Source organism: Alitabrizicola rongguiensis (assembly GCF_021491355.1).
GTDB classification, from domain to species: domain Bacteria; phylum Pseudomonadota; class Alphaproteobacteria; order Rhodobacterales; family Rhodobacteraceae; genus Aliitabrizicola; species Aliitabrizicola rongguiensis.
In genome coordinates this window covers 284503-311409 of record NZ_JAKENF010000003.1, presented here as the reverse complement: position 1 = coordinate 311409, position 26907 = coordinate 284503, and the positions used below count along the sequence as shown (strand labels likewise).

Genomic DNA, 26907 nt, shown 5'->3' with positions numbered 1-26907 from the left:
CGCGATCGTCAGACGGCAGCAGCCCGCGACTTGCCTGCAACATGCAGCGCGGCTGCGTGCGATGCGCGCTGGCATGCCTCTTTCAGACGCTCGCCCTGAATGGTTGCGGCGGCAAAGGCTCCGATGAAGGCGTCCCCTGCCCCATGGGTCGACACGACCTTGACCCTTTCGGCCGGCAAGACGATCGTCTCCAGTCCGGCCCTGCTCGCGGCAAGCCCATTGCCGCCTGCCGTGACGACGACGCTGCCGAACCGATGCGCCAGGTGATCGGCGGCGGCACGGGCGGCCTCAAGACTGTCGACCTTGCCGGCGCCCATCATTTCGGCCTCGACGGCATTCACCACAAGAATGTCGACAAGTTCGACGAAGTCGGGCGCCGGATCCCTCCACGGAGCTGCGTTCAGCAAGGTCGGAATGCCGAGGGAACGAGCCTCTTGCGCCACGGAAAGGTTCAATGCCGGGGATACCTCGTTCTGCAAGACGACCAATCCGATCCCCGACCAAAGATCGGCCGCGTTGGCGGGCCGCGGGATGAACAGGTTCGCTCCGGATACGATGGTTGCCGCATAGTCGCCGGCACGGTCCTGGATTGCGACGCTCATCCCCGATCCGTGGTCGGACAGCGTCGCGACATAACGATCATCGACCCCGGCGGATCTTAGTCCGGCGCGCAGGAAATTGCCGAAGTCATCGGTCCCGACCGCCCCGAGCATCCGCACCCGTCCCCCGGCGCGCGCGATGGCCACGGCCTGGTTGCCGCCCTTGCCGCCGAACTTTGGATACCAGCGTGACCCGACAGCGGTTTCATCCGGGCGTGGCAGGTGATCGGCTTCGACCATGATGTCGTAGTGAAGCGATCCGGCGACAAGGACAGTATCTGAAGGTGCCATGTTCGGTCATGTCCTGCGCTTGGTCTGCACGGCTCGCATTGTCCGGCTCAGGTTGGCTTCGGCGGCGGCCCGATCGCGCTGCGCCACCGCGACAAACAGCGCGTCGAGCAGGTTCAGCTGGGCGATCCGCGCCGTGGCGTTTTCACCCAGAAGCGGCGAGTTCTGCGCCGTCGAACAAAGGAGGACGTCGACGGCCCGCGCGATGGGGCTGTCGGAATAATTCGTTATGGCAATCGTCCGCGCGCCGTTGCGCCGCGCAAGCTCGATCGCATCCAGAACGGCGGAGGTGGTGCCGGAATGTGAAAAGGCGATCGCGACATCGTCTGGTCCAAGCAGCGCCGCGGACATCATCATCATGTGAGCGTCGTCGAAGACCGAACTGCGAATGCCGATCCGCAGGAACTTGTGGCTGATGTCACGCGCGATCTGCGCCGATCCGCCGAGACCGTAGAAATCCCGGTGTTTGGCCCGCGAGATGAAGTCACCCGCACGATCGAAGGCTTCGAGGTCGAGGATGGCGAAGGTTTCCTCGAGCGCCTGCATCGCGGTGCGGAAGACCTTCTGGACGATCTCGCCCGAGGTATCGGAACTCGAGATCTCGGAATGCATCATGGCCGAGTCCTGAGCGTAGTAGTCGATCAAGCCCTGGCGGAACTCGCGGAAGCCGCCGAAGCCCAGCTTCTTGGCAACCTTGACGACCATCGCCTCGGACACACCCGAGCCTTCGGCGACCTGCTTCAGAGGGGTATCCGTGGTGATGTCCTTGCGCGCCAATATGTCGGCCGCAACCTTGCCCTCGAGCGGCGTCAGGCTTGGCAATCGCATTCGGATCTGCGCGCCTACCGCTCTTGGATCACCCATTCTTCATCCCCGTCTGCCAATCCTCGCCTTGCCGGGTTCTTCACCAACGGCAAGTGCCCCCGGCACGCGCCAAACAACACAGAATCCACTAAGACCTGTAAAGTCAGGCTGCTGCCCCATCCAGCGCCGCACGCACGGCCCCATGCCCGAGAACCGGGTCCTGCCTGCTTTGTGCCACGCCCAGACTGTTGTTGCCCTCCATCCGGTCAACCGCAGCCAGCAGGCGCCTGACGGTCCTGATGTTGGCCGCACATTCCGCCACAGGATCCAGACCCGAGGCATCGGGGAAGGTGTCGAAATAGATCGCCCCATCGAAGCCGCCGCGCTTGACCGCCTGCAGAAGCTCCAGAGTCGCATATTCATGCACGGAGCCGACCATGAGGCCATCGTCGCGCTTGCCATAGCCGTCATTCAGGTGAAGCCCCATGAGGCGGCTACGGCGCATGATATGGGTCGCGGCCAACGCGGGTGTTTCATTGGCGTAGAGCGAGTGCGCGAAATCAATGGTCACACCAAGGTTCGGCAGGCCAACCTCGGAAATGGCCAGAAGCGTTGTCGCCGCATCCGGAAGCAGGCTGCAGGATCTCGGTTCGTTGGGCTTGTACTCGATGCTGACAAGGCAATCCGGATCATGGGCGGCTACCTCCGCGATGCCTGAAATCTCAGCATCCCAAAGCTGCGCATAGTCGCACTGAAAGTTGTAGTCGAAGCCGTCCTGCCCCAGCCAGAGCGTCATCATCGGGGCCCCCATCTCGCGGGCGGCATCGATCCCGCGCTTGGTCAGGTCGATCGCTTCTCGCCGCACGACAGGATCGGGGTTGGTGAAGGCCCCCCGCTTGAAGGCAGGATTGCTGTAATAGCGCATGGCAAGGCCGCTGAGGCTCAGGCCCGAATCCGCGATCATCGCGGCAGTCGTCTTGGGATCGGCCGACAGGTGGTCCGGGTGGTTCAGATCAAGCTCGGTCAGCCCTTGGACCGTGGCCGCACGTTCGACCATCTGCCGCAGGCTCGGCTTGCCGCTAAGGCCCGGCCAATAGGAGTCCGCCCCCGACGCGAAGGAGTTGATCCGGGTAGCAAAACGTTCACCGAGCATGCGAGTCCCCCTCTTTTCTTTACAACTATTCTATTCTTTGTGTTGTCGCAATCCAGAAACACGTTAGGCCCAGACTTTGCCGCCCGCCAGGCGGGGGCTGGCAGACCTGATGGCGTGGTTGACCAGAGGAGTCCCGACGGAGCAGCTTTCCGCTTTGCACAACCGCCCGGCCGCCAGCTTGTCCATCGCGGGCGTTGGGATCACGCCACTCAGGGGCGCCCTCGCGCGCCGAAGCCCTGATCGTCGACAAGGCAAAGACTGGTGACAGGATCAAGGCACCCGTCCGAAAGGCCAGGCGATCAGCCTGTCACCATGCGGGCGAAACGGTCCAGACTCAGCCCGCGGGCTACGTCCCACCGAGGAATGGACATGACCTTGTCTCTGCGGCTGTAGCGCCGGCCCTCTGTGGAGAAAGCAAGGCGATAGCCGGCCCCGAAGACCTCCCACTCCACGGCCTGATCCACCCTTCCGTAAGGGTAGGCGAGCACCCGTGTCTCGATGTCAAGCTCCTGGCGCAGCATCTCCCTGGGACGGTCGAGTTCCCGGCAGAGCGCGGCGTGATCCAAGGCTGTCATCGGGACGTGGTTGTGGCTGTGGGCCGCCAGCGAGAAACCCAGATCGCGCATCACACGCAGTTGGTTCCAGGTCATCAGAGGGGCACTGGGCCCATACACCTCATCCCAGGCGGCGGTCCCACCGACATGGGCGGTCGGGACAAAGATCGTTGCCGTCATGCCGGCCCGCATCATCGACGGGACAGCCTCGGTCAGCGTATCGACATAGGCGTCATCAAAGGTGATGAGCACTGGCCGCTCGGGAAGCGGCGTCCCCTGCCAGATGAAGGACTCGAATTGATCGAGCGTCAGGGCGGTCGCGCCCATGTTCGCCAAACAGTTCATCTGCGCGGCAAACTCGTCGGGTGTCACCGCCAGCGTTTCGAGCCCCGGTAGCGGATCGTTGGCGACACGGTGATACATCAGGACGGGGACGCTGTCAGGAAGCCAAGTGCGGACTGGCAGGGACAGGTATGGGGCGGCGGCCGGCACGTCTCCCTTGTTACGCTTCTCCGCGACGATCACTTCGCGCGTCCCGACCCGCCGCATGGTTGGCAGCAGCGCAAACCGCTCGCGCAGCAGCAGCCGGATGGCATCCGCGTCCATGTCCGCCCCAGCGTCCGCATCTCCGGAGGCGACGACGGCCAGTCGTCCGCCCGGAGCAACAACTGTCCAAAGGCGATCGAGAAGCGTCGTGCGGGCCTCTTCGTCCGTCAGTCCCAGCAAACCCGTCGGCAGGATGACCAGATCGTGGCTCCCCTCAAGCAGGTCGCGAAGCGGATCAAGCGCGTTGACCCGCACGCCGCGCGTACGCAAGTGCTTGAGACGCAGCGCCCGCATCCGTTGCGGATCGCTTTCCGTGGCCCGAACCTGGGCACCCGTCGCGACCAAAGCAGCAGCCAGATTGCCGTCGCCCGCCGCGACGAGCAGCACGTCCTCGACTTTTCCCTTGGCACTGCTTCGCAGCGCGGCAGCGATCACATCGGCTTCGGTCGCAGTGGCGCTACAGCCGTCAAGCAGATTCGGCAGCACCGGCTGCTCGGCCGCCGCTTGCCAGTAGGCACGCTCTGCAGGATCGAAAGGGGGCGTGTCGGCGAAGACTGTCGCGATCTCGGCGAACTTTTCAGAAGAGGACAGACGGTCGGCGTAGACAAACACCTCGCCAAGCAGCTTGCCGTCACGGTCGACTTGCACTCGGGCAAAATCCGCTTGCGCCGGCAATGTCGGAAGCTCCAGTCGCGCCAGGTCCACACGTGCGAGCAGCCACCTTCCGACCTGCAGCGCCTGGCCCGGCCCAAGGGTGCCAGCATCGAGCTGCCCGACTGCGAGCTCTTCCGCACCCTTCAAGGTAAGTTCGGCGAAAAGCGGCGAAAGCGTCTGGGGAGCAATGTAATCCAGCATGGCAACGATGCGCGGTCGAATATCGGGCCATATTGCTGGCCAGTCTGGCCGGGGATCAGCAAGGGCCTGCTGCAGCGTGTTGAAGATCATCCATTTGACGATCTCGTCGGACGCAGCCGCCCGGCGCATGGGCGCAAGTTCCTTGAGTATCTCGACCGGATCACGGCCCGAACGCACACTCCGCAGCGCCGTCCAGACGGCGTGATAAATGCAGGTCGCGTCAAACTCTCCTTTGCCAAAAGGCGGAACCTCTAGGCGGGTGCAGATTCGTGGGTCATCAGTCGCTGCAATCCGGGCGACGTGTTCGACGCTCTCAACCCCTGTTGGCGCAATCGAGCAGGCGCTCCCGGGGCGCATCGTATAGCGCGCCACAACGTCAGGTCGAGCCGGCCGGAACCTGGCACCGACGCGTGCCATGCGAATCCACAAGTCCCAGTCCTCCGCAATTGGAAGACCCGGCTGGAACAGACCGGTCAGCTCAAGAAGGTCGCGGCGGAACATCAATCCATGGACGACCAGATTGGTCGACCGGGAAAGATGCCGGATGGGCGGCCCCAGGAAATTCACCTTTTGCCTTGCACCTTCCTGGCCCATGGCACCAATGATGCGCCAATCCGCATAGACGGCATCGGCAGACGCATCGTCCCGCGCCGACGACATCATCCCTTCAAGATGCCACGGCTGCAATTGATCGTCCGCATCCAGAAGCATGATCCAGGGCGCCCGTGTCGCCTTGATACCGGAATTGCGCGCGGCGCTTACGCCGCCATGACGGGCATTCACGACATGAAGGCGGGCGTCCCATCGCGCATATTCCTCGGCAATGCGGCCGGTGGCGTCCGTCGAGCCGTCATTGACGATGACCGCTTCCCAGTCGGGGAAAGACTGCTCGACCAAACTGTCAAGGGTCGCCCGGATTGTGTCGGCGGCGTTGCGCGCCGCAATAATCACCGCGACCGATGCCGAACCACCAAACCTGGAGCCAAGGATCCGCGAACGACGAACTTGTGACTTGTTAAAATACATTACTCTTACAATCCGAGAAAATTGGTTCCGCGGCTTCCCAACGATCCGCACACGATTTCGTTACCGAGAAACTGACCGATGATGGGGCAACAGCGCGGCAACACGATGGCGGCTTGCCCATTGCAGGGAGTTCGACAGGATCGCCGCCGTACTCTTGCCCTGCCGTCTTCATCGACGCGCGGTGCGACAGGTTATTGACTATTGCCAAGGCGCCGATGCCATCCCGGTGGTTCGCTGCATGTCGTGAAGGCAACGGCTCATGGACCTGCCGCATGCAGCGGTTCCCCTCGGTGCTGGCTGCCGCTAAGCTGGTCTGGCGTCGGCCCAACTGACCGGCACAAGGAGGAGCCCTGGACAGGTTGGTTGCCGACCGGATGTTCGCTGCGGTTATGGAAACCGGCAGCTTTGCCGCCGCTGCGGCACGGCTTGGCACAAGCCCGGGTCAGGCTTCGAAGCTGGTGTCACGGCTCGAAAGCACCCTCGGCGTCCGGCTGCTGAACCGCACGACCCGCGCCCTGTCTCCGACCGAGGCCGGACAGGCCTATTTCGATCGCATCCGTGTCGTACTCGACGAGATCGAGGCCATCGACCAGTCGATCCGGCAGGAAGCCGAACGCCCGCGCGGACGCCTGCGGATTTCGGCACCGCTGACCTTCGGCGTCCATCAGTTGCGCTTTGCGCTGACGGATTTTGCCTGCCTCTACCCCGAGATCGCACTCGACGTGAATTTCACTGACCGGGTGGTAAACCTGGTTGACGAAGGCTTCGACATGGCCGTGCGGATCGGCCGGCCCGTCGACAGCACGCTGATCGCGCGGCGACTTTGCGACTCGCGCCTTCGGCTGGTGGCGGCCCCCTCATATCTGGACCGGGCCGGCATTCCCCAGGACCCCGCCGACCTTGCGCGCCACGCCTGCATCATCGACACGAATTTTCGCGAGCCGGGCAGCTGGCTTTTCCGCACATCCGAGGGCGTGAAGGCCGTCCCGGTCTCCGGTCGGCTGCGCTTTTCCAATGCCGAGGTATGCCTTGCTGCCGCCGAGCGCGGCCTTGGTCTGGCCTACCTGCCCGATTTCGTCGCGGCCGATGCGCTCGCCGCCGGGCGTGTCCAGCCGGTTCTCGCCGAGTTGGAAATCCCGCCCTACGGTATCTACACGGTCTATCCACCGGGCCGACACCTTGCGGCAAAGGTCCGGGCGCTGATCGATTTCCTGTCGTCCCGCTACCGCGGCGACGTCGATTGGACGCAACCCGGGAAGGGCTGATCCGTTCCGATATGGAAGGAATGTTCTTCCGGATGGCCACATTATCATTCAGGCTAGCAAGAGGCATCTAGGCGGCATGCCCAGTGAACCTTCGGGGCAGTATCGCAACTAGGGATCTGATCCATGACCGCTTCCGTTTCTTCCGCCCCGGCCAATTCCACCGCCGATCTGGCGGCCTTCGTTCTTCGTGTGACATCTGGCGTTCTGTTCCTGCTTCATGCCGGGTTGAAGATCTTTGTCTTTACCCCCGCCGGAACCGCTGGCTTCTTCCAGTCGATCGGCCTGCCCGGCCCGCTCGCCTACCTGGTGATCCTGATCGAAGTGGTGGGCGCCATCGCGCTGATCGTCGGCTACAAGGTGCGCATCGTCGCGCCAATCCTGGCCGTCCTGCTGCTCGGCACCATCGTCACCGTTCACTACGCTGCCGGCTTCTTCTTCATGAACCCGAACGGCGGTTGGGAATACCCGGCCTTCTGGGCGATCACCCTGATCGCGACGGCGCTTCTGGGTGACGGCGCCTACAGCATCGGCAAGAAATCGGCCTGACCGGCCGCCCTCGGACCAGCCCCTGAAAGGAGCCCATCATGTCCACCAGCAGCGCCCCCGTCGAAATCGGCCGTGTCGCCCTGACGGTGAACGATCTCGGTCGAGTCGCCGACTTCTACCGCGCACTTCTCGGTTTCGAGACGCTCAGCGCGGATGGCGAGGTGGTCGTGCTGGGCGCCGGGGGCAAACCCCTGCTCGAGCTGCGCGGCGACCGCGCGGCCCGGGTCCGCTCACGGCGCGAGGCCGGGCTGTTCCACACAGCCTTCCTCCTGCCGTCGCGCGAAGACCTCGGCGCCTGGCTGCGCCACATGGCTGACAAGCGCCTGCCCGTCTCCGGCGCCTCGGACCATCTGGTCAGCGAGGCGATCTATCTCGACGACCCGGAAGGCAACGGCATCGAGGTCTATTCCGACCGCCCGCGGGAGAGCTGGACCACCGAGAACGGTCAGATCAAGATGGCGACCGAGCACCTCGATATCGACAGCCTGTTCGCTGCCGCCCGTGCCCCCTGGACGGGCGCGCCGGACGGCACTGTCGTCGGCCATGTCCACCTGCAGGTCGGCAATGTCCCTGAGGCCGAAGCCTTCTACCACGACACCCTCGGATTCGACATCAAGGCCCATTACCCCGGCGCCTCGTTCATGAGCAGCGGCGGCTATCACCACCATCTCGGCGCCAATGTCTGGCAATCGCGCGGGGCCGGGCAGCGGAGCTACCCTTCGACCGGCCTTGCCGATCTGGAACTTCTGGCCGATGCCCCCTCCTATGACGCGCTGGTTGGCCAGACTGGCACGCCGACCCCGACCGATCCCTGGGGGACGCAGCTGACCATCACCCGGAAGGCCGCCTGAAATGCTTGTGAACGGCAAGTGGGCCGAGGACTGGCAACCCGTCCAGGCCAAGGACGATAAGGGCGGCTTCGTTCGCCAGATCTCGTCGTTCCGCAACTGGGTGACGCCCGACGGAAGCGCCGGCCCGACCGGTGAGGCCGGATTCAAGGCCGAGGCGGGGCGCTATCACCTCTACGTCGCGCTGATCTGTCCCTGGGCGTCGCGCACCCTGATCGCGCGCAAGCTCAAGGGGCTGGAGGAGGCGGTATCCCTTTCAGTCGTCGAGCCGGCACTGACTGACCAGGGCTGGCGCTTCGGCGACTATCCCGGCTCGAACCGCGACGAACTGAACGGCGCAACCTGGCTGCACGAGTTGTATACGCGGGCCGAGCCGACCTTCACCGGCCGGGCCACTGTCCCGGTGCTCTGGGACAAGCAGCGCGGCACCATCGTCAGCAACGAGTCGGCGGACATCCTGCGCATGTTCGACACCGGCTTCGGTCCCCTCGCCCGCCCGGACTATGACCTGCGCCCGACCGACCTGGCCGAGGCGATCGACGCCCTGAACGATCGCATCTATCCGCGGTTGAACAACGGGGTCTATCGCGCGGGCTTCGCCACGACGCAAATTGCCTATGACGAGGCCTTTGCCGAGGTCTTCGCCATGCTCGACGAATTGGAGGAGCGGTTGTCCGATGGCCGGCGTTTCCTGTTCGGCGACCGTTTCACCGAGACCGACATCCGCCTTTTTGTGACGCTGGTACGCTTCGATGCCGCCTATCATGGCCTGTTCAAGTGCAACCTGCGCCGGATCGTCGATTATGCTGGCCTGAACGCCTATCTGCACCGCGTGATCGCGATCCCGGGCATCCGCGAGACGGTCAACCTCGATCACATCAAGCGCGGTTATTACTCCGTCAAGGCCCTCAATCCGCTGCGCATTGTGCCAAATGGACCATTTCTCGACTGGGCTCTGGGCTAGTCTCGAAGGGCCACCGCGGCAGCAAAACCCACACCCGCACTGCCGGTCCCGTGATAGGCTTAAGGCCCGAACACTGCGTCCGAATCGGAGGTCAGACATCGGGTACTATGAAACCAGTCATCGGCGGGACCTAGTATTTGCGGGCCCTGCGCGGTGGAGGAGACAATTGACTGGAGTCTGATATGTTTAGCCCAAGACGGATGCTTTCCTTGGTCCTTGTGGCCGCCGGCGCGATGGCCCTTGGCCACGCAGCTGAAGCACAGGACAAGAAACCCAACATCCTTTTCATCGTGTCCGACGACACCGGTTACGGTGATCTCGGCCCCTATGGCGGCGGCGAAGGCCGCGGCATGCCCACGCCGAACATCGACAAGCTGGCCAAGGAAGGGATGACCTTCTTCTCGTTCTACGCCCAGCCCTCCTGCACGCCCGGTCGCGCCGCGATGCAGACCGGTCGCATCCCCAACCGCTCGGGCATGACCACGGTGGCTTTCCAGGGCCAGGGTGGCGGCCTGCCGGCAGCGGAATGGACGCTGGCCTCTGTGCTGAAGCAGGGTGGCTACGAGACCTATTTCACCGGCAAGTGGCACCTGGGCGAGGCAGACTACGCGCTGCCGAACGCGCAGGGCTATGACGAGATGAAATATGTCGGGCTCTATCACCTCAACGCCTATACCTACGGCGATCCGACCTGGTTCCCCGACATGGACCCGGCACTGCGCGACATGTTCAACAAGGTGACCATCGGCGCGCTGTCGGGCAAGGCTGGTGAAAAGGCCAAGGAAGACTTCAAGATCAACGGCCAGTATGTCGACAAGCCGGGCGAGAACATCACCATCGATGGGGTGAACTATCCCGATGGCGTCGTCGGCATCCCCTTCTTCGACGGGTATGTCGAAAAGGCCGCCATCGAGTTCCTCGACAAGGCTGCCGAAACCCCCGATACGCCCTTCTTCATCAACGTCAACTTCATGAAGGTGCATCAGCCGAACCTGCCGGCGCCAGAGTTCCAGCTGAAATCTCCGGCGAAGTCGAAATACGCCGACTCCATCGTCGAGCTTGACACCCGCATCGGCCGCATCCTCGAAGAGCTTAAGAAGACCGGTCAGGACCAGAATACCCTGATCTTCTACACCACCGACAACGGAGCCTGGCAGGATGTCTATCCCGATGCCGGCTACACGCCGTTCCGCGGCACCAAGGGCACTGTGCGCGAAGGTGGCAACCGGGTTCCGGCGATTGCTGTCTGGCCGGGCCACACGCCGCCTGACGTCAAGAACCACGAAATCATCGGCGGGCTGGACCTGATGGCCACCTTTGCCTCGGTCGCCGGTGTCCCACTGCCGACAAAGGACCGGGAAGACAAGCCGATCATCTTCGACAGCTATGACATGACCCCGGTGCTGACCGGATCGGGTCCGTCGCCGCGCAACGAGTGGTTCTACTTCACCGAGGACGAGCTCTCGCCCGGCGCCGCGCGGGTCGGCCATCTTAAGGCCGTGTTCAACCTGCGCGGAGATGACGGTGCGCAGACCGGGGGACTGGCGGTGGACAGCAACCTCGGCTGGAAAGGGCCGGAGAAGTACGTGGCCACTGCCCCGCAGATTTTTGACCTCTGGGCCGATCCGCAGGAACGTTACGACATCTTCATGAACAACTTCACCGAGCACACTTGGGCGATGGTCACTATCAGCCAGTCGATCAACAACCTGATGAAGACCTATGTCGACCACCCGCCGCGCAAGCTGCAAAGCGCGACTTACACCGGCCCGATCACGATCTCCAACTATCAGAAGTTCTCTTGGGTGCGCGACCAGCTCGCCAAGGACGGGATTGACCTGACCCTGCCGACCGGCAACTGAGGCAAGGCCGCCCCTCTGGTCCCCTGCCCCAATATGCCAAGGGCCCGCTAGCCGCGGGCCCTTGGTCTTTTCGGCGGGGGATGCAGGCTAGTCGACCAGGGTAATTTCGCCCGGACGCCAGCTCTGGTCGAACCAGGGCTCGAGGGGTCCGTAAAGCCGCAGGATCATGAACCAGCTCTTGCCGGGAATGGTCTCGATCCAGTTGCTCTCCATGCCCTTTGGCGCGACGGGGCCGAAATAGACATCGACCGACCCGTCGGCATTGGTCTGGATGTCCTTGTTCTGGCTCGAAACGCTCGGGGCGGGCTGGTTGGTCTGCAGCATCGAGCGGGTCTGCGTGTCATAGACGATGACCGACCAGAAATCCGCGACCGGCACGTTCGGCGGCAGGTGCAACCGGTAGGTCTTGCCGCCGTCGAAGGGGTTGCCCTGGGCGTCGAGCGCCGTCCACGGGTATTGCGACCCCTTGCCGACCATCTTCTGTTCCATCGCCGGCGTCACGCCCGTGGCGAAGAAGTAGTAGAAGGCTGCGCCGTCGAGGTTCGCGACACCCGGCTGCGACTGGAACTTGTAGCCACCGAAGAACGGCAGGCGCCAGTTGCTGGTGCTGTCGGGATAATAGTATCCGGTGCGCGACTTCAGATTGAAGGCGAGCGACCGGGCGGTGACGCTGCCAATCATCGCGGCATCGGTCAGGATCGACTTCATCCTCTCGTCCGGCGCGAAAGGCTTGCCCTTCTCGATGCCGATCGAGGCGAAGAGGCCAAGCGTCGTCGGGTCGGACCCTTCGGGCGGCTCTTCCTGAATGACCTGGTTCAGCAACTCCCAGAAGGTGAAGTCGGTCGGAAAGACGAAGTTCGACGGGACACCCGAGGCATTCACCAGCTTTGCCGGCGTCGGATTGTCCTTCTGCGCCAGAGGATAGATCTTCAGATTGTTCTTCACGCCTTCAACAGCCGGGCCGGTCTTGCCATCCACAAGGAAGGCGCGGAAGAACGTCCACATGCCATAGGTCGCGGGGCGCACCACGAAATAGCCGTCCGGCACCTCGCCCGCGTAGCCGGGCGGCAGGATCAGGTATTTGCCGCCCTCGCCCTTGTCCGGGCCAGTGATGCCGACATCGATCACCCATTTGTACCAGAAATCATTGATCGAGCCGAGCACCTTGGGCGGTATCTCTACCACCAGCGGCCCGTCACGGGTATCGAGCCAGAGGAAGCTGTAGATCGTGTTGTCATTGGCCGTCAGCTCCACCGTGCGGGGATCAACGAGGTTTTCCCATATCACGTCGGTGCTGTTGGCCGGGCCGAACTGCGCCAGTGACTGGCGCATTCCCGCCTGGTTCACGATCGGAATGCCAAGCAGGAAGGCTTGCAGGGCGCGCGAGCGATCGAGATTGTCCTGGACCTTCGCCGCGGTTTCCTTGTCCGGCACGCCGTCATGCAGCGTCAGGGTGCCGATCGACGTTTCGAGCGTGTCGGGCGTGGCGACACCCGGCGCGACCGACGTCTGCATCTTGTAATCTTGGGCCAGCCCGGAACCCGCCAGCCCGCCCGCGAGCACAAACGCCAGCGCTCCCATCGTCTTTCGCATCGTCATCGGCTCATTGTCTCCCCTGTGCCCCCGTCAAACGCCAGGAGCCCGTCGAGAGACTGGGCGCCCGCTTCGCGCGATCATGAACCATGTTGACGCGCGAAGCGCCACTTTCATTTGACTAGGTCTACGGGATGCACCGCCTTACGGCGGCGCATCCTATGGCCGGATCAGTCGGCCTGCTTCATCATCGCCGCTTCCAGCGCGGCCTTGTCGGCGTCGCTCAGCTGCGGACGGTCGATCTTGAGCGTCAGCTTGTCGAGCTTGGCGGTCAGCGGGAACGGCGGCTGGTAATCCGCGTCGTTCACCCCGGTCAGCGTGTCCGAGCCGATGTCGAAGGATTCGTCCCATTGCAGGATCATCGGCAGCGTGTGCTCCATCTTCTGCGATACGACCTCCTTGCCATCGACCTTGAGCACACCAGTCCCGCCCTTTCCGACGCCGCTGAAGTCGTTGAAGACCAGCGTTTCAGCGCCCTTGCCATCATAGGTGAAGTCGAACTCCACCGTATGCTTGCCGGGTGTCAGCACGTCGGGGCCATTCCACGACTGCCGCTTCAGGTCGACGAGGTTCCACAGGAAGACCGGCTTGCCCTCCTTCAGGTAGAAGCCATAGCCGCCAAACCGGCCGCCCGAGGTCAGGATCATCCCCTCGGCCGGGGCACCTTCCGGCACCTCGATCTCGGCGGTGATGGTATAGGAGGCGTTCAGCAGCCCGGGCGAGTCACCCTGCGGCAGGCCGACCATCGGACGGGTATAGACGAACTCGGTCCGACCGGCGGTGATGTTCGGGCGCGGCGCGACGATGCGGGCAGCGACCGAGGCATCCATCGGGAAGACCTCGTACTTCTTCGCCTCTTCCATGAACTTCGCCTTGAGCTCCTTGACCTTCTCCGGGTTTTCCGCGGCGATGTCGTGGGTCTGGTTCATGTCCTTGGTCAGATCGTAAAGCTGGAACTCCTGCTTGTTCAGCGGATCCGGGTTTGCCGGCCCGAAGGCCTCCCACGGCGCCCGGTTGACCTTGGTCGACAGGAGCCAGCCCTCGTCATAAAGCGCCCACTGGCCCATCATCTCGAAGTACTGGATCTTGTGATGGCTGGGTTCCTTGGCGTTCTTGGCGTCGAAGGTATAGGCAAAGCTCGTGCCCTCGATCGGGGCCTGCTTGATGCCGTCGACGACTTCGGGCGCCTTGACGCCGCTGGCCTCTAGAATGGTCGGGACCACGTCGATCACATGCATGAACTGGTCGCGGCGGCCGCCGGCATCCTTGATGCCGTTCGGCCAGGACACGACCATGTTCTGGCGGATGCCACCCAGGCGCGAGGCGTTCTGCTTGAACCAGTCGAACGGCGTGTCGAAGGCCCACGACCAGCCCGCCGACATGTGGTTGTAGGTCTGCTCGGTGCCCCAGACGTCATACCACTTCAGCTGCTCCTCCGCCGGGATCTTGTTCAGGCCGTTGAAGAAAGCCACCTCGTTCGGCGTGCCGAGTGGCCCGCCCTCGGCGCTCGTGCCGTTGTCACCGTTGATGTAGATGATGAGCGTGTTGTCCAGCTGTCCAATGTCGTCGATCGCCTGGATCACCCGTCCGATCTCGTGGTCGGAATAGGCGGCATAGGCGGCAAAGACGTTGACCTGCTTGATGAACAGTTTCTTCTCGTCAGCGGTCAACTGGTCCCAGGGCTTGATGATGTCCGCAGGCCAGGGCGTTAGCGTCGCATCCTGTGGCACAAGGCCCATCTTCTTCTGGTTCTCGAAGATGCGCTCGCGCAGAGCCTCGTAGCCGTCATCGAAGAGGTGCATCGCCTCGATCTTGTCGACCCATTCCTTCGTCGGGTGGTGCGGCGCATGGGTGGCGCCGGGGGCATATTTGACAAAGAACGGCTTGGACGGGTCGATCTGGTGCATGTCGCTGATCCAGCCGATCGCGTCATCCGCCATCCCGGTAATGAGGTTCCAGTCCGGCTTGCCGGCAAAGGGATAGATCTGCGTCGTGTTGCGGAACAGGTTCGGCTGCCACTGGTTGGCGTCACCGCCAACAAAGCCGTAGAAGTATTGGAAGCCCATGCCGGTCGGCCACTGGTCGAAGGGGCCGGCCTGCGACGCCTGGAAGGCCGGCACATTGTGGTCCTTGCCGAACCAGGCGGTATTGTAGCCGTTGCCCAGCAGCATCCGCCCGATCGTGGCCTTGTCGGGCTCGATGATCGAGTTGTAGCCCGGATAACCGGTCGACTGTTCGGAAATCACACCGAAGCCTGCCGAATGGTGGTTGCGCCCGGTGATGAGCGCGGCGCGGGTGGGCGAGCAAAGCGCCGTCGAATGGATGTTGGTATAGCTCAGGCCGGATTTCGCCAGCGAATCCATCGTTTCGGTCGGGATGACCCCGCCAAAGGTGCTCGGAACACCGAAGCCGGCATCGTCGGTGATGATGAGCAGCACGTTCGGCGCGCCCTTCGGAGGCACCACGCGCGGCGGCCACCACGGCTTGGACTGCAATGCGCCATCCTTGATGACACCCCCGAACGGCAGCGGGTCCGGTGGAAGCTGGCCACCATCCAGCACGCGCGTTGCAGCGGGCGAACCAAGGGGCGCTTCGGTTTGCTGTGCCTGGGCAGCCATCCCTCCGCCCAAGGCGAGCAGCAGGACTGCAACTGCGGTCCGTGTAAGCTGCCGAGGCAGTTCAAAATTGGGAATCATCAGCGATTCTCCCTCTAGATTCGATCAAATTGGGCGAATTGCCCCCCCGTCAAACCTGTCTTCGAACGATGGACGTCACCGTTACCGGCGGCCAAAGGCAGGTTTCCCGGGCATTCATACATGCGAACCGGCAAAGTCGGCGGGAATTTTTTGCCGCTAAGTTTACTTTACACGCCAATCTTCGCCCAACCGGCGCCACCAGACCGATCCTCTCCTTTGTCTCGGAAACGGTTCATCGGCCGGAAGGGCGATTTCATAAAACTGTTACAAAACTCTTACAAATGGTTCGTCGAGACAGCTTACCCCGCCTCCCGAGGCCGCCAGTCGGCGACCCTTAGACGAATCCCTCAGGAGAACACGATGTCCTTCATGAAACTCACCGCCTCGACGCTTGCGATCGCGGCTGTTTCGGCGACCGCCGCCCTTGCCCGCGACAACATCCAGAGCGCCGGCTCCTCGACCGTGCTGCCCTATGCGACCATCGTGGCCGAAGCCTTCGGCGAAAACTTCGACTTCAAGACGCCCGTCGTCGAATCCGGCGGCTCGGGCGCTGGCCGCAAGAAGTTCTGCGAAGGCGTGGGCGAGAACACCATCGACATCGCCAACTCGTCTAGCCGCATCACCCAGAGCGACATCGACACCTGCGCCAAGAACGGCGTGACCGAGATCATGGAAGTTCGGTTCGGCTATGACGGCATCGTCTTCGCCTCGGACATCGCCGGCCCGGACTTCGCCTTCACTCCGGCCGACTGGTACAACGCCATCGGCGCGCAGGTTGCCAAGGACGGCGCGCTGGTCGCCAACGCCAGCGCCACCTGGGACCAGGTGAACGCCGCCCTGCCCGCCCAGCCGATCCTCGCATTCATCCCCGGCACCAAGCACGGCACCCGCGAAGTCTTCGACACCAAGGTGATCGTGGCCGGCTGCAAGGAAACCGGTGCCTATGACCTGTTCCTGGCGAAGGCCGAAGGCGCCGACGAGAAGGAAAAGGCGAAAGCCGCCGAGAAGGCCTGCAACACGCTGCGCACCGACGGCAAGTCGGTTGACGTCGACGGTGACTATACCGAGACGCTGGCCCGTATCGCCGCCAACAAGCAGGCGATCGGCGTGTTCGGCCTGTCCTTCTACCAGAACAACACCGACAAGCTGAAAGTGGCGACCATCAACGGTGTCACGCCGACGGTCGAGTCGGTGGCCAAGGGCGAATACCCGGTGTCGCGTCCGCTCTACTTCTACGTGAAGAAGGCGCATCTCGGTGTGATCCCGGGCCTGCAGGAATACATCGACTTCTTCGTGTCCGATGACATGGCCGGCCCGGACGGCCCGCTCGCGGCTTACGGCCTGGTTCCCGATCCGGAACTGGCCAAGACCCAGGAAGCCGTCGCTGCCGGCACCGTCATGGGCCCGCTGAACTGATCCCTCTGCCGGGTGGCGCCATCGCGCCACCCGGTCCTTTCCGATCCGGGTGGTTCCATGAGCACTGGCCTAATCTCGCTGATCGTCCTTGGCCTCGCCGCCGTCGGCTTCGTCCTGGGGCGCAATCGGGCGATCCGTGACGCGGGCGGCGATACGCGCGTCCTACATTCCTTGCCCTTCTTCCATGGCCTTGTCGTTTTCCTGGCAACCGCCGTTCCCGCCTTCCTCGTGCTGATCCTCTGGCTGATCGTGCAGCCGATGATCGTCAATTCCCGCGTCTCAGGCATGATCCCCGCCGATGTCGCACCCGACGCCGCCGCGCAGACGCTGGCCCTGTCGGACGTGCGCCGCATCTCTGGGGGCCTGGACGCCGCAATCGATCAGGACAAGATCACGCCGGACGAGCTGGAGGCGATGACCACCGATGCAACCGACGTGCGGGCGCTGCTTGGCACTGTCGGCGTGGCGCTCGGCTCTGACGTGAACCCCGCAGTCTTCGAAGCCGCCAAGGCCTATCGCAAGCTGGATGCGACCGGCGCGATCGGTCGGACGATCGCAGTGCTGGCCGCAGCACTTCTTGGCTTCGGGATCGCCTTCCCCCGCATCAACCGCGATTTCCGCGCTCGGAATGCGTCCGAGCGCTTCATTACCGTAACGCTGTTTGCGGCCTCGACAGTCGCGGTCTTGACCACGGTCGGTATCATCCTTTCGCTTGTCTTCGAAACGTTCCACTTCTTCACGCTGTACCCGGCGCTGGACTTCTTCCTCGGCACGGTGTGGAACCCGCAATTCCGCGGCGGATCCGAGCTTGGCATCCTGCCCCTGCTCTGGGGTACTCTCTATGTCTCGTTCATCGCGCTGCTCGTCGCCGTGCCGGTCGGGCTGCTGTCGGCGATCTACCTGTCGGAATACGCCAGCAGGCGCGTTCGCACCGTGGTCAAGCCGCTGATCGAGATCCTCGCCGGCATCCCGACGATCGTCTACGGCCTCTTTGCGCTTATCACCGTGGGTCCGATCCTGCGCGACTACTTCGCCCAGCCGCTGAATCTGGGCAACAGCTCGTCGTCGGTGATGACCGCCGGGATCGTCATGGGGATCATGGTCATCCCCTTCGTCTCGTCCCTGTCCGACGACATCATCAACGCCGTGCCGCAATCCCTGCGCGACGGCTCGCTCGGCCTCGGCGCGACACCGTCGGAGACAATCCGCAAGGTGGTTTTGCCCGCCGCCCTGCCCGGCGTTGTCGGCGCAATCCTGCTGGCCGCGAGCCGCGCCATCGGTGAGACGATGATCGTGGTGATGGGCGCCGGCGCCGCCGCAAAACTCAGCCTCAACCCCTTCGAGGCGATGACCACCATCACCGTCAAGATCGTCAGCCAGCTGACCGGCGACACCGAATTCGCTTCGCCCGAGACGCTCGTCGCCTTCGCGCTTGGCCTGACGCTGTTCGTCGTCACCCTCGGCCTGAACATCCTGGCGCTCTACATCGTGCGCAAATACCGGGAGCAATACGAATGACCGACATCTCCGCTGCTCCCGCGTCTGGCTCCCATCGCGGTTCGCTGCTGGTCCAGGACGAGTTGACGCGCAAGCGCAACGCTGCCGAGACGCGCTTCCGCCTCTACGGGATCGTCGCGATCTCGATCGCCATGCTGGCGCTGGCCGCGCTGCTGATCTCGATCTTCAGCGCCGGCATGCCGGCCTTCCGGCAGACCTTCGTCACGATCCCGATCGAACTACCGGCCGACAAGCTTGACAAATCCGGCACCCGCGACTCGGCGGTCATGGCCAAGGTAACGACCGTCGGTTACGCCAAGGTCATCAACGAGGCGCTGGCGGCTGCGCTGGCCGCGAAAGGCATCTCGACTGACGGGATGACCGAGAAGCAGATCGCGGGCCTGCTGTCGCCTGAGGCGCCCGCGCAGCTTCGCAACTACGTGCTGGCCAATCCGGCCGTCGTGGGCACGTCGCTTCCAGAGTTCGAGCTTCTGGCCAACGGCCGTGTCGACGGGTTCTTCAAGGGCCGGGTCACGATGGAAAGCGCAAAGCTTGACTCGAACATCACCCCGGAACAGCTTCAAGTCGCACAGAAAATGACCGACGCCGGCCTGATGGGCAAGCGCTTCAACTGGGCCTTCATCACGGCCCCCGACGCGTCTGACCAGCGGCCCGAGGCGGCCGGTCTTGGCGTGGCAATTCTCGGCTCGCTTTACATGATGATCGTGGTGCTCGTCCTGTCGCTGCCGATCGGTGTCGCCGCAGCGGTGTATCTGGAGGAATTCGCGGTCAAGAACTTCTGGACCGACCTCATCGAGGTGAACATTGCCAATCTTGCTGCCGTGCCGTCGATCGTCTTCGGTATCCTCGGCCTCGCGGTGTTCATCAACTTCGCCGGACTGCCGCAATCGGCGCCGATCGTCGGCGGGCTTGTCCTGACGCTGATGACCCTGCCCCGCATCATCATCCCCGCCCGTGCCGCGCTGAAGGCGGTGCCGCCGTCGATCCGCGACGCCGCGCTTGGCGTCGGCGCCTCGAAGGTGCAATCGGTCTTCCACCATGTCCTGCCGCTGGCCGCACCCGGCATCCTGACCGGGATGATCATCGGTCTGGCGCAGGCCCTGGGCGAGACGGCGCCGCTGCTGCTGATCGGCATGGTCGCCTTCGTCCGTGACTATCCGGGCGGCCTGCCTGGGGGGCTGTTCGATCCGGCCACCGCGCTGCCGGTTCAGGTCTACAGCTGGACGACACGCGGCGATCCGGGCTTTGTCGAACGGGCCTCGGGTGCGATCATCGTGCTGCTCGTCTTCCTGCTCATCATGAATGCGGTCGCCATCGTCCTGCGCCGCCGCTTCGAACGCCGCTGGTAAGGGGGCAAACAAATGAACGACATGCGTATCGCGGAGCGGAACGTGGACACCAACGAATCAAAGATCTCGGCCCGCAAGGTGCAGGTCTATTACGGCACCAACCACGCGCTGAAGGATGTCGATGTCGACATCCTCGACAAGACGGTGACGGCCTTCATCGGTCCCTCGGGCTGCGGCAAGTCGACCTTCCTGCGCTGCCTGAACCGGATGAACGACACCGTCGCCAGCGCCCGGGTCGAAGGCACGATCACGCTGGACGGCGAGAACATCTACGACGCCAAGGTCGACCCCGTGCAACTGCGCGCAAAGGTCGGCATGGTGTTCCAGAAACCGAACCCCTTCCCGAAGTCGATCTACGACAACATCGCCTACGGCCCGAAGATCCACGGCCTCACCCGATCGAAGAGCGAACTGGACGGCATCGTCGAGACCTCGTTGAAGAAGGCCGCGCTCTGGAACGAGGTGAAGGACCGCCTCGATTCGCCCGGCACCGGCCTGTCCGGCGGTCAGCAGCAGCGCCTCTGCATCGCCCGCGCCATCGCCACCCAGCCGGAAGTCCTGCTGATGGACGAACCGTGCTCGGCGCTCGACCCGATCGCGACGGCGCAGGTCGAGGAGCTGATCGACGAGCTTCGCAGCCAGTTCTCGGTCGTGATCGTCACGCACTCGATGCAGCAGGCTGCCCGCGTCAGCCAGCGCACCGCCTTCTTCCACCTCGGCAACCTTGTCGAATACGGCGAGACCGGCCAGATCTTCACCAACCCCAAGGATCCGCGCACGGAATCCTACATCACCGGCCGGATCGGCTGAGGGAGTCCACATGAACAGCGATCCCCATATCGTCACCTCCTTCGATCGCGACCTGGAAGCCATCCAGGCGATGATCATGAAGATGGGCGGCCTGGTCGAGGCAAACATCCTCGACGCCGCCCAGGCTCTCGAGACCCGCGACGACGAGCTTGCCGAGCGGGTGCGCCTTGCCGACAAGGCCATCGACGCGCTTGAAGACCAGATCCAGGCTGAAGCGGCGCGGGTCCTCGCACTGCGCTCGCCCACGGCAACCGACCTGCGCACCGTTCTGTCGGTGATGAAGATCGCCAGCGCGCTGGAACGCTGCGGCGACTATGCCAAGAACCTGGCAAAGCGCTCGTCAGTGCTCAACCAGTTGCCGCCGGTTGGCGAAACGGCAGGCACCATCCGCCGCATGGCCAAGACGGTGGAACAGCTTCTGAAGGATGCACTCGACGCCTATATCCGCCGCGATTCGGAACTCGCGGAAGATGTGCGCCGGCGCGACCGTGATGTAGACCAGATGTACAACTCGCTGTTCCGCGTCTTCCTGACCTACATGATGGAAGACCCGCGCAATATCACGGCCTGCATGCATCTACATTTCATCGCCAAGAACCTTGAGCGGATGGGCGACCATGCGACCGGCGTGGCCGAGCAGGTGATCTACCTCGTCCGTGGCGCCATGCCCGAGGAGGCACGCCCGAAGGAAGACACGACTTCGATCACTGGCCTTGATGGGATCAAGTGATGGCTGCCGCCGAACAACCCACGGTGCTGGTTGTCGAGGATGAACCCGCACAGCGCGAGGTGCTGTCCTACAACTTCGAGGCCGAAGGCTTTCGCGTGTCGCAGGCCGGCAACGGCGAAGAGGCGCTGATCCTGGTCGAGGAAGTCGCGCCCGACGTGATCGTGCTCGACTGGATGCTCCCCAATGTCTCGGGGATCGAGGTCTGCCGCCGGCTGAAATCGCGCCCCGAAACCCGGGGCGTGCCGATCATCATGCTGTCGGCGCGGTCCGAGGAAGTCGACCGCGTCCGCGGCCTGGAAACCGGCGCCGACGACTATGTGACCAAGCCCTATTCGATCGTCGAGCTTCTGGCCCGTGTCCGCGCCCAGCTGCGTCGCTCGCGCCCGTCCTCGGTCGGGCTGACGCTGGCCTATGACGACATCCGCCTCGACCCCGAAACGCATCGCGTCTACCGCGCCGACAAGGTGCTGAAGCTTGGGCCCACCGAGTTCCGTCTCTTGTCCACCTTCATGGAAAAGCCGGGCCGGGTCTGGAGCCGCGAGCAATTGCTCGACCGGGTCTGGGGCCGCGACATCTATGTCGACACGCGCACGGTCGATGTCCATATCGGCCGGTTGCGCAAGGCGCTTTGCGCCTTTGGCGGCGAGGATCCGCTGCGCACTGTGCGCGGCGCTGGCTACGCGCTCGGCTGACCGGCCGCGCGATCGCAGATGACGCCTCCGCGCGCGCCCGCGCCGGAGGCGTTCTCATCACGAAATTGCGACCGGCCCTGCGCCTGTCACCTGGGGAACAGCGGCCGGGGTTTTGTCATGGCATGGTCTGGTCATGGCCCGATGAGGTGCCAGACCCAAGCAGGAATACGAAGACAAGGCCTGCCCCCAACGGGCCTACCACTCGCGCAAGGGACTGTCCCTTTCCCCTTTGCCCCAGGCGCGACTGTCGAAGTAGTCCTGCTTGACGAATGCCCCCAGTAGGCATCGGGTCGCCGCGTCCCCAAGCGCGGCGACCCGCTTCTTTTCTCGATTGCGGCAAACCCGGTCAGGCCATCACCGCCCGGCCCGCAGTTCCCCCGAAGACTACCAGCGCAGCAGGCGCCGCCCAAGGATCGCCCCGATCCCAGCCACGATCAGGATCGCAAGGCCATACCAGGTGACGAAGAACAGCGGATTGTCCTCGTTGCAATGCAGCGCATAGATGGCGGTTGCCAGCGCACCGCAGGCCAGGCCGGTCAAGGCGCCGCTCCGTTGCGGATCGGTGCTCGCCCCGGCCCGCATGGCCCTCATGGCGGCAACGAGCGGCAGAAGCGCGGTCAGGACGATGGCCGGCACACAGAACGCGGCCGTACGCCCCATCAGCCCACGGCCCCAGTCTGCCATCTGCATCTGCGTCAGCCCATAGGCGAACAGCGCCGCCGCCACCAACGGAAAGACGACAAGCCCCGCAACAGGCACCGACACACCGGGCCGCGCCAGGCGGACGGCCAGTATTAGCGCCACAAGGCCCAGGGCCAGCGGCAGAAGGTTCTTCAGCGCAGTCACAGGCGCCATCAGCGCGGCCCCCAGATCCGGCCTGATGCCGATGATGCCCAACAGCAGCCCCCCCGCCACAAGCAGCGCCAGCGGCAGAAGAGCCAGCCTTGAGCCAACCGAGGCGGGCTGCACCTTGTCAGCAGCCAGGGCGCGGATCAGATCGTCGGTCCTCATGACACCTGCCTTTCGCGCAACTCGGCCAGGCGCTTCAAGGCCCGGTGCAATGCCACCCGCACCGCCCCCTCTGACATTCCAAGACGCCGGCCGGTTTCGCCCGCATCCGCCCCGTCAAGACCGACAGCCTTCAGCAACTCGGCCGAACGCGAGTCAAGCTGACCGAGGATCTTCAGGGCGTCGCTGCGTTCGGTTGGATCCGCCTGCGGCTCGGCCGGGAGGACGTCGGCGAAATCCTCGATCGGCACCTGCACCTGTTGCCCGCGCGCGCGAAAGGCATCGATCACCTTGTAGCGCGCTATGGCGTAAAGCCACGGCTTTACCGGGCTGTCCTCGCGCCAGGTATGACGCTTGAGATGGATGGCAAGCAGCACGTCCTGCACGATGTCCTCCTGCGCCTCGGCCGAAAAGGCGCGGCCCCGCGCGCGGACGATTCCGCGCAGCACCGGCGTGACCAGATGCAGCAGGCGGCTGTAGGCGCGTGCATCGCCACCATTGGCCGCGCGCATCAGCACCGACCAGTCGTCCTGCGTTCCCGTCATGTCGGGAAGTCCATTCGTCCCGTCCGCCGAATTGTTACAGCCTGTCGAGGATTACCGCAAAAACAGGCGTTTCCGAACACCAATTCGTGAGCCGCGTAACGCAGCGTCAGGTGATGACGAAGGGTCAGTCAGGAACCGGTGGTCGGTTCCGCCTCAACCCGACAGGAGCTTTCGATGACCCATATGCCCACCGCCCTCGGCCTGACCGCCTCGCTCGCCGCCGCGCTGACTGCCGCCGCCGGCGCGGCCCAGGCCGACGACATGAAGATGGAGAAATGCTACGGCGTCGCGCTGGCCGGCCAGAATGATTGCGCCGCCGGCGCCGGCACGACTTGCGCGGGCACCTCGAAGGTCGACTACGACGGCGCGCACTGGAAATACGTCCCCGCCGGCACCTGCGTGACGATGAAGACGCCGACCGGCATGGGCTCGCTCGAGCCGATCAAGTCCTGATCCGCACCCGCGCGGGCGATCCACCGGTCGCCCGCGCATACCCCCTCCAGCGCGAGATCCCCGATGCCCAGCCCCCTGCCCGCCGCCGCCGGTCTCGGCTTCAAGCCCGAGCACTTCGCCACGATCCACCAGACGCGGCCCGCCCTCGGCTTCTTCGAGGTCCATGCCGAAAACTACATGGGCGACGGCGGCCGCCCCCATGCCCAGCTTGCAGCGCTCCGCGCCGATTACGCGCTGTCGCTGCATGGCGTGGGCCTGTCGATCGGCGGGGCCGACCCGCTCGACCGCGATCACCTCGCCCGCCTGCGCCGGCTGATCGACCGCTATGAGCCCGAAAGCTTTTCCGAACATCTCGCTTGGTCGAGTCATGGCGGCGACTACCTGAACGATCTCCTGCCCCTGCCCTATACCGACGAGACGCTCGCCCTTGTCTGCGCCCATATCGACGAGGTGCAACAGGTGCTTGGCCGCCGGATGCTGCTGGAAAATCCTTCGACCTACCTCGAATTCTCCCAGTCGACATGGGTCGAGACCGACTTCCTGCGCGAGATCGCCAGGCGCACCGGCTGCGGCCTGCTCCTTGACGTGAACAACGTCTTCGTCGCCTGCACCAACCGCCGCGAGGACCCGCGCGCCTACTTGGCCGACTTCCCGTTGCACCTGGTGGGCGAGATCCATCTCGGCGGCCATGATGCCGAGTTCCTGCCGAGCGGTCCGCTGCTGATCGACGCCCACGGCTCACCTGTGGCCGATCCGGTCTGGGCGCTGTTTGCCGAGGTGATCGACCGCACGGGCCCGCTGCCCGTCCTCATCGAATGGGACAACGACGTGCCTGACTGGCCCGTCCTCCTGTCCGAAGCCCGCGCCGCGCAATCCCTGATCGGCCAAACCATGACTGGGCGGAGCCGCCATGCACTCGCATCCTGACCTGATCGCAGCCTTCCGCGACGGACTTGCGACCGGCACGCTTCCCCCCGGGGCCAAGGCGCTCCCGGCCGAAATCGACCGCCGCTTCGCCGTCTACCGCAACAATGTCACCCACGGCCTGATCGAGGCGCTGGCCACCCGGTTTCCGGTGGTCAAGGCGCTGGTCGGCGACGACTTCTTCCGGGCGACGGCGCGCCTTTTCATCGCACAGCACAAGCCGACAAATCCGGTCCTGATGCTCTGGGGCGAGGATTTCCCCGCCTTCCTGCGCGGCTTTCCCCCGGCGGCCGGCCTGCCCTACCTCGCCGATGTTGCCCGGCTCGAATATGCGCGCGGCATCGCCTACCACGCCGCCGACCCGCCGCCCCTGACGGGCGAGGCGCTGGCCCGCGCCGCCACCGGGGCCGACATCGCCTGCGTCGCCCTCCACCCCTCGGTCCAGCTTCTGCGCGCCCGCCATGCCTTCGTGACGATCTGGGCCGCGCATCAGCCCGGCGCCGCGCCGGGTGAGATCAACCCGTTGCAGGAAGAGATCGCGCTCGTCCTGCGCAACCGCCTCCTCGATGTCGAGATCTGGCGGCTGACCCGAGCGGAGTCGCTCTTCATCGTCGGCCTCGGCAAGACCGGGCACCTCCTTGGCGCCGCCGGAGCCGCCCGTGTCGCCGATCCCCGCTTCGACCCGACCCACCTCATCCTGCGCCTCTCCGCTGCGGGCGCCCTCATCTCCCGGGAGACGACCGATGTCTGACATGACCATGTGCCTGAGCCACGCGCCCCTCCTGCGCAGGATCAACGCGGTTCTCGGCCGCCTACCCTGGGAGGTGCCGGCGCTCTTCGCCCGCCTCATCCCCGCCTCGATCTTCTGGGCCTCGGGCCAGACCAAGGTCGACGGCTGGTGGATCGCAGACAGTACCTGGTACCTGTTCGAAAACGACTACGCCCTGCCGCTGATCCCGCCGCATGTCGCGGCGGTCATGGCGACCTTCGCCGAGCATTTCTTCCCGATCCTGTTGGTCCTCGGCCTCTGCACCCGCCTCTCGGCGCTGGCGCTTCTCGGCATGACCACGGTGATCGAGGTCTTCGTCTATCCCGACGCCTGGCCCACCCACGGCCTCTGGGCCGCCTGCTTCCTGGCACTCATCGCCAAGGGACCGGGCCGGCTGTCGCTGGACTGGTGGTTGGGCTGGGACAGGCAGCGGGATATGTGAACTAAAGATAAATCAACTAGGCCAGTATATGTCGGCTAAAGCACGATCCGTGGGTATTTCTTCGTCAACTTGCTCAGCTCTCTTCTAAATGCTGGTAGTCGTACCAAGCGCTGAGCCTTCTCCACATAGCCAACATCCGAAAAAGCGCGATGCGCCAACTCAAGTGCGGTCAAACGTTCATCAAAGAGAGCTATGCCGCACTGCAGAAACACTGCAGCGTAGTTGGTCTCGAGTTCCTCAGAAGTCGGAGGCACGTTACTCATACCCGACTGTGTTCGGAAAAGCTGAAAGTGCTTAGTTACCAAGCCTCGACGGTGGTGATCCAACGCAACATGCCCAAGCTCGTGCGCAAGAATGAAGTTCGAAAGCTTACAGCCATCCTTCGCCTTCCTGAGCAATATTTCGTCGATCGTAATCGTAACGGAGTCACCAAACGCAATGACACCCGCCTTGCGCTTGTAGTCCTCGGTCTCCTTTGATCGATAAGTGTTTATTCGCCACATACCATGATCATCGAACAGAAAATCCAATAATTCAGGCATTTTGAAGAACTCATTGTCGGCACGAAACCCGCGCCGACAATCAACCATCTCTTTGAATACAAGCGCGGCGCGCGGAGCCGAAATGGTCGGATGATTCTTCATACTGCGCC

At 63.9% G+C, this 26907-nt stretch carries 24 protein-coding genes; 15 read left to right on the top strand and 9 right to left on the bottom strand.

Annotated elements, in window-relative coordinates; translation table 11 throughout:
* Positions 1–8 precede the first annotated feature (8 nt).
* From L0V05_RS13035 to L0V05_RS13020, 4 genes are all read right to left on the bottom strand, one after another.
* A complete protein-coding gene (locus tag L0V05_RS13035; protein WP_234871151.1) occupies positions 9–890 on the bottom strand; it encodes a ribokinase in 882 nt (293 codons plus the stop codon).
* A 6-nt stretch (positions 891–896) separates the two neighbouring features.
* Entirely contained in the window at positions 897–1751 is an 855-nt protein-coding gene (locus L0V05_RS13030; protein WP_234871149.1) for a MurR/RpiR family transcriptional regulator, read from the bottom strand.
* Between the two features lie 103 nt (positions 1752–1854).
* Complete coding sequence (locus tag L0V05_RS13025) at positions 1855–2844, bottom strand: sugar phosphate isomerase/epimerase family protein (protein WP_234871147.1); 990 nt, start codon at positions 2842–2844, stop codon at positions 1855–1857.
* A 299-nt stretch (positions 2845–3143) separates the two neighbouring features.
* Positions 3144–5825, bottom strand: coding sequence for a glycosyltransferase (locus L0V05_RS13020; RefSeq protein ID WP_234871145.1), 2682 nt, complete (start codon positions 5823–5825; stop codon positions 3144–3146).
* Between the two features lie 374 nt (positions 5826–6199).
* On the opposite strand from L0V05_RS13020, the gene L0V05_RS13015 reads away from it, so the two are divergent.
* The 5 genes from L0V05_RS13015 (at position 6200) to L0V05_RS12995 (ending at position 11310) form a co-directional block, all read left to right on the top strand.
* Entirely contained in the window at positions 6200–7090 is an 891-nt protein-coding gene (locus L0V05_RS13015) for a LysR family transcriptional regulator (RefSeq protein WP_234871143.1), read from the top strand.
* A 123-nt stretch (positions 7091–7213) separates the two neighbouring features.
* Positions 7214–7636 (top strand): DoxX family protein, encoded by a 423-nt coding sequence (locus L0V05_RS13010; RefSeq protein ID WP_234871141.1) that lies wholly within the window; start codon positions 7214–7216, stop codon positions 7634–7636.
* A gap of 38 nt (positions 7637–7674) precedes the next feature.
* The gene (locus tag L0V05_RS13005) at positions 7675–8487 is read left to right on the top strand and encodes a VOC family protein (protein WP_234871139.1); all 813 of its coding nucleotides are present in this window, start codon (positions 7675–7677) and stop codon (positions 8485–8487) included.
* A gap of 1 nt (position 8488) precedes the next feature.
* Positions 8489–9448 carry a glutathione S-transferase family protein gene (locus L0V05_RS13000; protein WP_234871137.1) on the top strand — a complete coding sequence of 320 codons (960 nt, stop codon included), beginning with the start codon at positions 8489–8491 and terminating at the stop codon, positions 9446–9448.
* A gap of 200 nt (positions 9449–9648) precedes the next feature.
* Positions 9649–11310 carry an arylsulfatase gene (locus L0V05_RS12995; RefSeq protein WP_234871136.1) on the top strand — a complete coding sequence of 554 codons (1662 nt, stop codon included), beginning with the start codon at positions 9649–9651 and terminating at the stop codon, positions 11308–11310.
* An 87-nt stretch (positions 11311–11397) separates the two neighbouring features.
* On the opposite strand, the gene L0V05_RS12990 is transcribed toward L0V05_RS12995, so the two are convergent.
* Together L0V05_RS12990 and L0V05_RS12985 are read right to left on the bottom strand one after the other, a co-directional pair.
* On the bottom strand, positions 11398–12909 hold the full coding sequence (locus L0V05_RS12990) for a DUF1254 domain-containing protein (RefSeq protein WP_234871134.1): 1512 nt from the start codon (positions 12907–12909) through the stop codon (positions 11398–11400).
* A gap of 164 nt (positions 12910–13073) precedes the next feature.
* Positions 13074–15599, bottom strand: a complete 2526-nt coding sequence (locus L0V05_RS12985) for an arylsulfatase (RefSeq protein ID WP_234871132.1) — start codon at positions 15597–15599, stop codon at positions 13074–13076.
* Between the two features lie 360 nt (positions 15600–15959).
* Between L0V05_RS12985 and L0V05_RS12980 the strand changes: the two genes are divergently transcribed.
* Genes L0V05_RS12980 through phoB form a run of 6 tightly spaced genes read left to right on the top strand, consistent with a single transcriptional unit; the run spans position 15960 to position 22114 of the window.
* Complete coding sequence (locus L0V05_RS12980) at positions 15960–17015, top strand: PstS family phosphate ABC transporter substrate-binding protein (protein ID WP_234871130.1); 1056 nt, start codon at positions 15960–15962, stop codon at positions 17013–17015.
* Positions 17016–17072: 57 nt separating this feature from the next.
* The gene (pstC, locus tag L0V05_RS12975; protein ID WP_234871128.1) at positions 17073–18533 is read left to right on the top strand and encodes a phosphate ABC transporter permease subunit PstC; all 1461 of its coding nucleotides are present in this window, start codon (positions 17073–17075) and stop codon (positions 18531–18533) included.
* Positions 18530–19882, top strand: a complete 1353-nt coding sequence (gene pstA / locus L0V05_RS12970) for a phosphate ABC transporter permease PstA (RefSeq protein ID WP_234871126.1) — start codon at positions 18530–18532, stop codon at positions 19880–19882. The genes pstC and pstA overlap by 4 nt, the downstream gene beginning before the upstream one ends.
* Positions 19883–19894: 12 nt before the next feature.
* Positions 19895–20692 (top strand): phosphate ABC transporter ATP-binding protein PstB, encoded by a 798-nt coding sequence (pstB, locus tag L0V05_RS12965; RefSeq protein WP_234871124.1) that lies wholly within the window; start codon positions 19895–19897, stop codon positions 20690–20692.
* Positions 20693–20702: 10 nt separating this feature from the next.
* Positions 20703–21422: a phosphate signaling complex protein PhoU gene (gene phoU / locus L0V05_RS12960; RefSeq protein ID WP_234871122.1), complete on the top strand. Its 720-nt coding sequence runs from the start codon at positions 20703–20705 to the stop codon at positions 21420–21422.
* Positions 21422–22114 (top strand): phosphate regulon transcriptional regulator PhoB, encoded by a 693-nt coding sequence (gene phoB, locus L0V05_RS12955; RefSeq protein WP_234871120.1) that lies wholly within the window; start codon positions 21422–21424, stop codon positions 22112–22114. Before phoU ends, phoB begins: the two co-directional genes overlap by 1 nt.
* A 384-nt stretch (positions 22115–22498) precedes the next feature.
* Here phoB and L0V05_RS12950 read toward each other — a convergent pair whose 3' ends face one another.
* Both L0V05_RS12950 and L0V05_RS12945 read right to left on the bottom strand, forming a co-directional pair.
* On the bottom strand, positions 22499–23125 hold the full coding sequence (locus L0V05_RS12950) for an NrsF family protein (protein WP_234871118.1): 627 nt from the start codon (positions 23123–23125) through the stop codon (positions 22499–22501).
* Positions 23122–23667 carry a sigma-70 family RNA polymerase sigma factor gene (locus tag L0V05_RS12945; protein WP_234871116.1) on the bottom strand — a complete coding sequence of 182 codons (546 nt, stop codon included), beginning with the start codon at positions 23665–23667 and terminating at the stop codon, positions 23122–23124. Before L0V05_RS12945 ends, L0V05_RS12950 begins: the two co-directional genes overlap by 4 nt.
* A gap of 174 nt (positions 23668–23841) precedes the next feature.
* On the opposite strand from L0V05_RS12945, the gene L0V05_RS12940 reads away from it, so the two are divergent.
* The 4 genes from L0V05_RS12940 (at position 23842) to L0V05_RS12925 (ending at position 26255) form a co-directional block, all read left to right on the top strand.
* On the top strand, positions 23842–24120 hold the full coding sequence (locus L0V05_RS12940) for a BufA1 family periplasmic bufferin-type metallophore (RefSeq protein ID WP_234871114.1): 279 nt from the start codon (positions 23842–23844) through the stop codon (positions 24118–24120).
* 63 nt (positions 24121–24183) lie between these two features.
* The gene (gene bufB, locus L0V05_RS12935) at positions 24184–25047 is read left to right on the top strand and encodes an MNIO family bufferin maturase (protein ID WP_234871112.1); all 864 of its coding nucleotides are present in this window, start codon (positions 24184–24186) and stop codon (positions 25045–25047) included.
* Positions 25031–25795, top strand: coding sequence for an HvfC/BufC N-terminal domain-containing protein (locus tag L0V05_RS12930; RefSeq protein WP_234871110.1), 765 nt, complete (start codon positions 25031–25033; stop codon positions 25793–25795). Before bufB ends, L0V05_RS12930 begins: the two co-directional genes overlap by 17 nt.
* A complete protein-coding gene (locus tag L0V05_RS12925) occupies positions 25788–26255 on the top strand; it encodes a DoxX family protein (protein WP_234871109.1) in 468 nt (155 codons plus the stop codon). The genes L0V05_RS12930 and L0V05_RS12925 overlap by 8 nt, the downstream gene beginning before the upstream one ends.
* A gap of 35 nt (positions 26256–26290) precedes the next feature.
* On the opposite strand, the gene L0V05_RS12920 is transcribed toward L0V05_RS12925, so the two are convergent.
* Positions 26291–26899: a M48 family metalloprotease gene (locus L0V05_RS12920; protein WP_234871107.1), complete on the bottom strand. Its 609-nt coding sequence runs from the start codon at positions 26897–26899 to the stop codon at positions 26291–26293.
* Between the last annotated feature and the right edge of the window lie 8 nt (positions 26900–26907).

Bases quoted from the DNA above. Each gene is read 5' to 3' on its own strand.
- L0V05_RS13035 (WP_234871151.1), bottom strand. From the start codon at position 890: ATGGCACCTTCAGATACTGTCCTTGTCGCCGGATCGCTTCACTACGAC.
- L0V05_RS13030 (WP_234871149.1), bottom strand. From the start codon at position 1,751: ATGGGTGATCCAAGAGCGGTAGGCGCGCAGATCCGAATGCGATTGCCA.
- L0V05_RS13025 (WP_234871147.1), bottom strand. From the start codon at position 2,844: ATGCTCGGTGAACGTTTTGCTACCCGGATCAACTCCTTCGCGTCGGGG.
- L0V05_RS13020 (WP_234871145.1), bottom strand. From the start codon at position 5,825: ATGTATTTTAACAAGTCACAAGTTCGTCGTTCGCGGATCCTTGGCTCC.
- L0V05_RS13015 (WP_234871143.1), top strand. From the start codon at position 6,200: ATGTTCGCTGCGGTTATGGAAACCGGCAGCTTTGCCGCCGCTGCGGCA.
- L0V05_RS13010 (WP_234871141.1), top strand. From the start codon at position 7,214: ATGACCGCTTCCGTTTCTTCCGCCCCGGCCAATTCCACCGCCGATCTG.
- L0V05_RS13005 (WP_234871139.1), top strand. From the start codon at position 7,675: ATGTCCACCAGCAGCGCCCCCGTCGAAATCGGCCGTGTCGCCCTGACG.
- L0V05_RS13000 (WP_234871137.1), top strand. From the start codon at position 8,489: ATGCTTGTGAACGGCAAGTGGGCCGAGGACTGGCAACCCGTCCAGGCC.
- L0V05_RS12995 (WP_234871136.1), top strand. From the start codon at position 9,649: ATGCTTTCCTTGGTCCTTGTGGCCGCCGGCGCGATGGCCCTTGGCCAC.
- L0V05_RS12990 (WP_234871134.1), bottom strand. From the start codon at position 12,909: ATGACGATGCGAAAGACGATGGGAGCGCTGGCGTTTGTGCTCGCGGGC.
- L0V05_RS12985 (WP_234871132.1), bottom strand. From the start codon at position 15,599: ATGATTCCCAATTTTGAACTGCCTCGGCAGCTTACACGGACCGCAGTT.
- L0V05_RS12980 (WP_234871130.1), top strand. From the start codon at position 15,960: ATGTCCTTCATGAAACTCACCGCCTCGACGCTTGCGATCGCGGCTGTT.
- pstC (WP_234871128.1), top strand. From the start codon at position 17,073: ATGAGCACTGGCCTAATCTCGCTGATCGTCCTTGGCCTCGCCGCCGTC.
- pstA (WP_234871126.1), top strand. From the start codon at position 18,530: ATGACCGACATCTCCGCTGCTCCCGCGTCTGGCTCCCATCGCGGTTCG.
- pstB (WP_234871124.1), top strand. From the start codon at position 19,895: ATGAACGACATGCGTATCGCGGAGCGGAACGTGGACACCAACGAATCA.
- phoU (WP_234871122.1), top strand. From the start codon at position 20,703: ATGAACAGCGATCCCCATATCGTCACCTCCTTCGATCGCGACCTGGAA.
- phoB (WP_234871120.1), top strand. From the start codon at position 21,422: ATGGCTGCCGCCGAACAACCCACGGTGCTGGTTGTCGAGGATGAACCC.
- L0V05_RS12950 (WP_234871118.1), bottom strand. From the start codon at position 23,125: ATGAGGACCGACGATCTGATCCGCGCCCTGGCTGCTGACAAGGTGCAG.
- L0V05_RS12945 (WP_234871116.1), bottom strand. From the start codon at position 23,667: ATGACGGGAACGCAGGACGACTGGTCGGTGCTGATGCGCGCGGCCAAT.
- L0V05_RS12940 (WP_234871114.1), top strand. From the start codon at position 23,842: ATGACCCATATGCCCACCGCCCTCGGCCTGACCGCCTCGCTCGCCGCC.
- bufB (WP_234871112.1), top strand. From the start codon at position 24,184: ATGCCCAGCCCCCTGCCCGCCGCCGCCGGTCTCGGCTTCAAGCCCGAG.
- L0V05_RS12930 (WP_234871110.1), top strand. From the start codon at position 25,031: ATGCACTCGCATCCTGACCTGATCGCAGCCTTCCGCGACGGACTTGCG.
- L0V05_RS12925 (WP_234871109.1), top strand. From the start codon at position 25,788: ATGTCTGACATGACCATGTGCCTGAGCCACGCGCCCCTCCTGCGCAGG.
- L0V05_RS12920 (WP_234871107.1), bottom strand. From the start codon at position 26,899: ATGAAGAATCATCCGACCATTTCGGCTCCGCGCGCCGCGCTTGTATTC.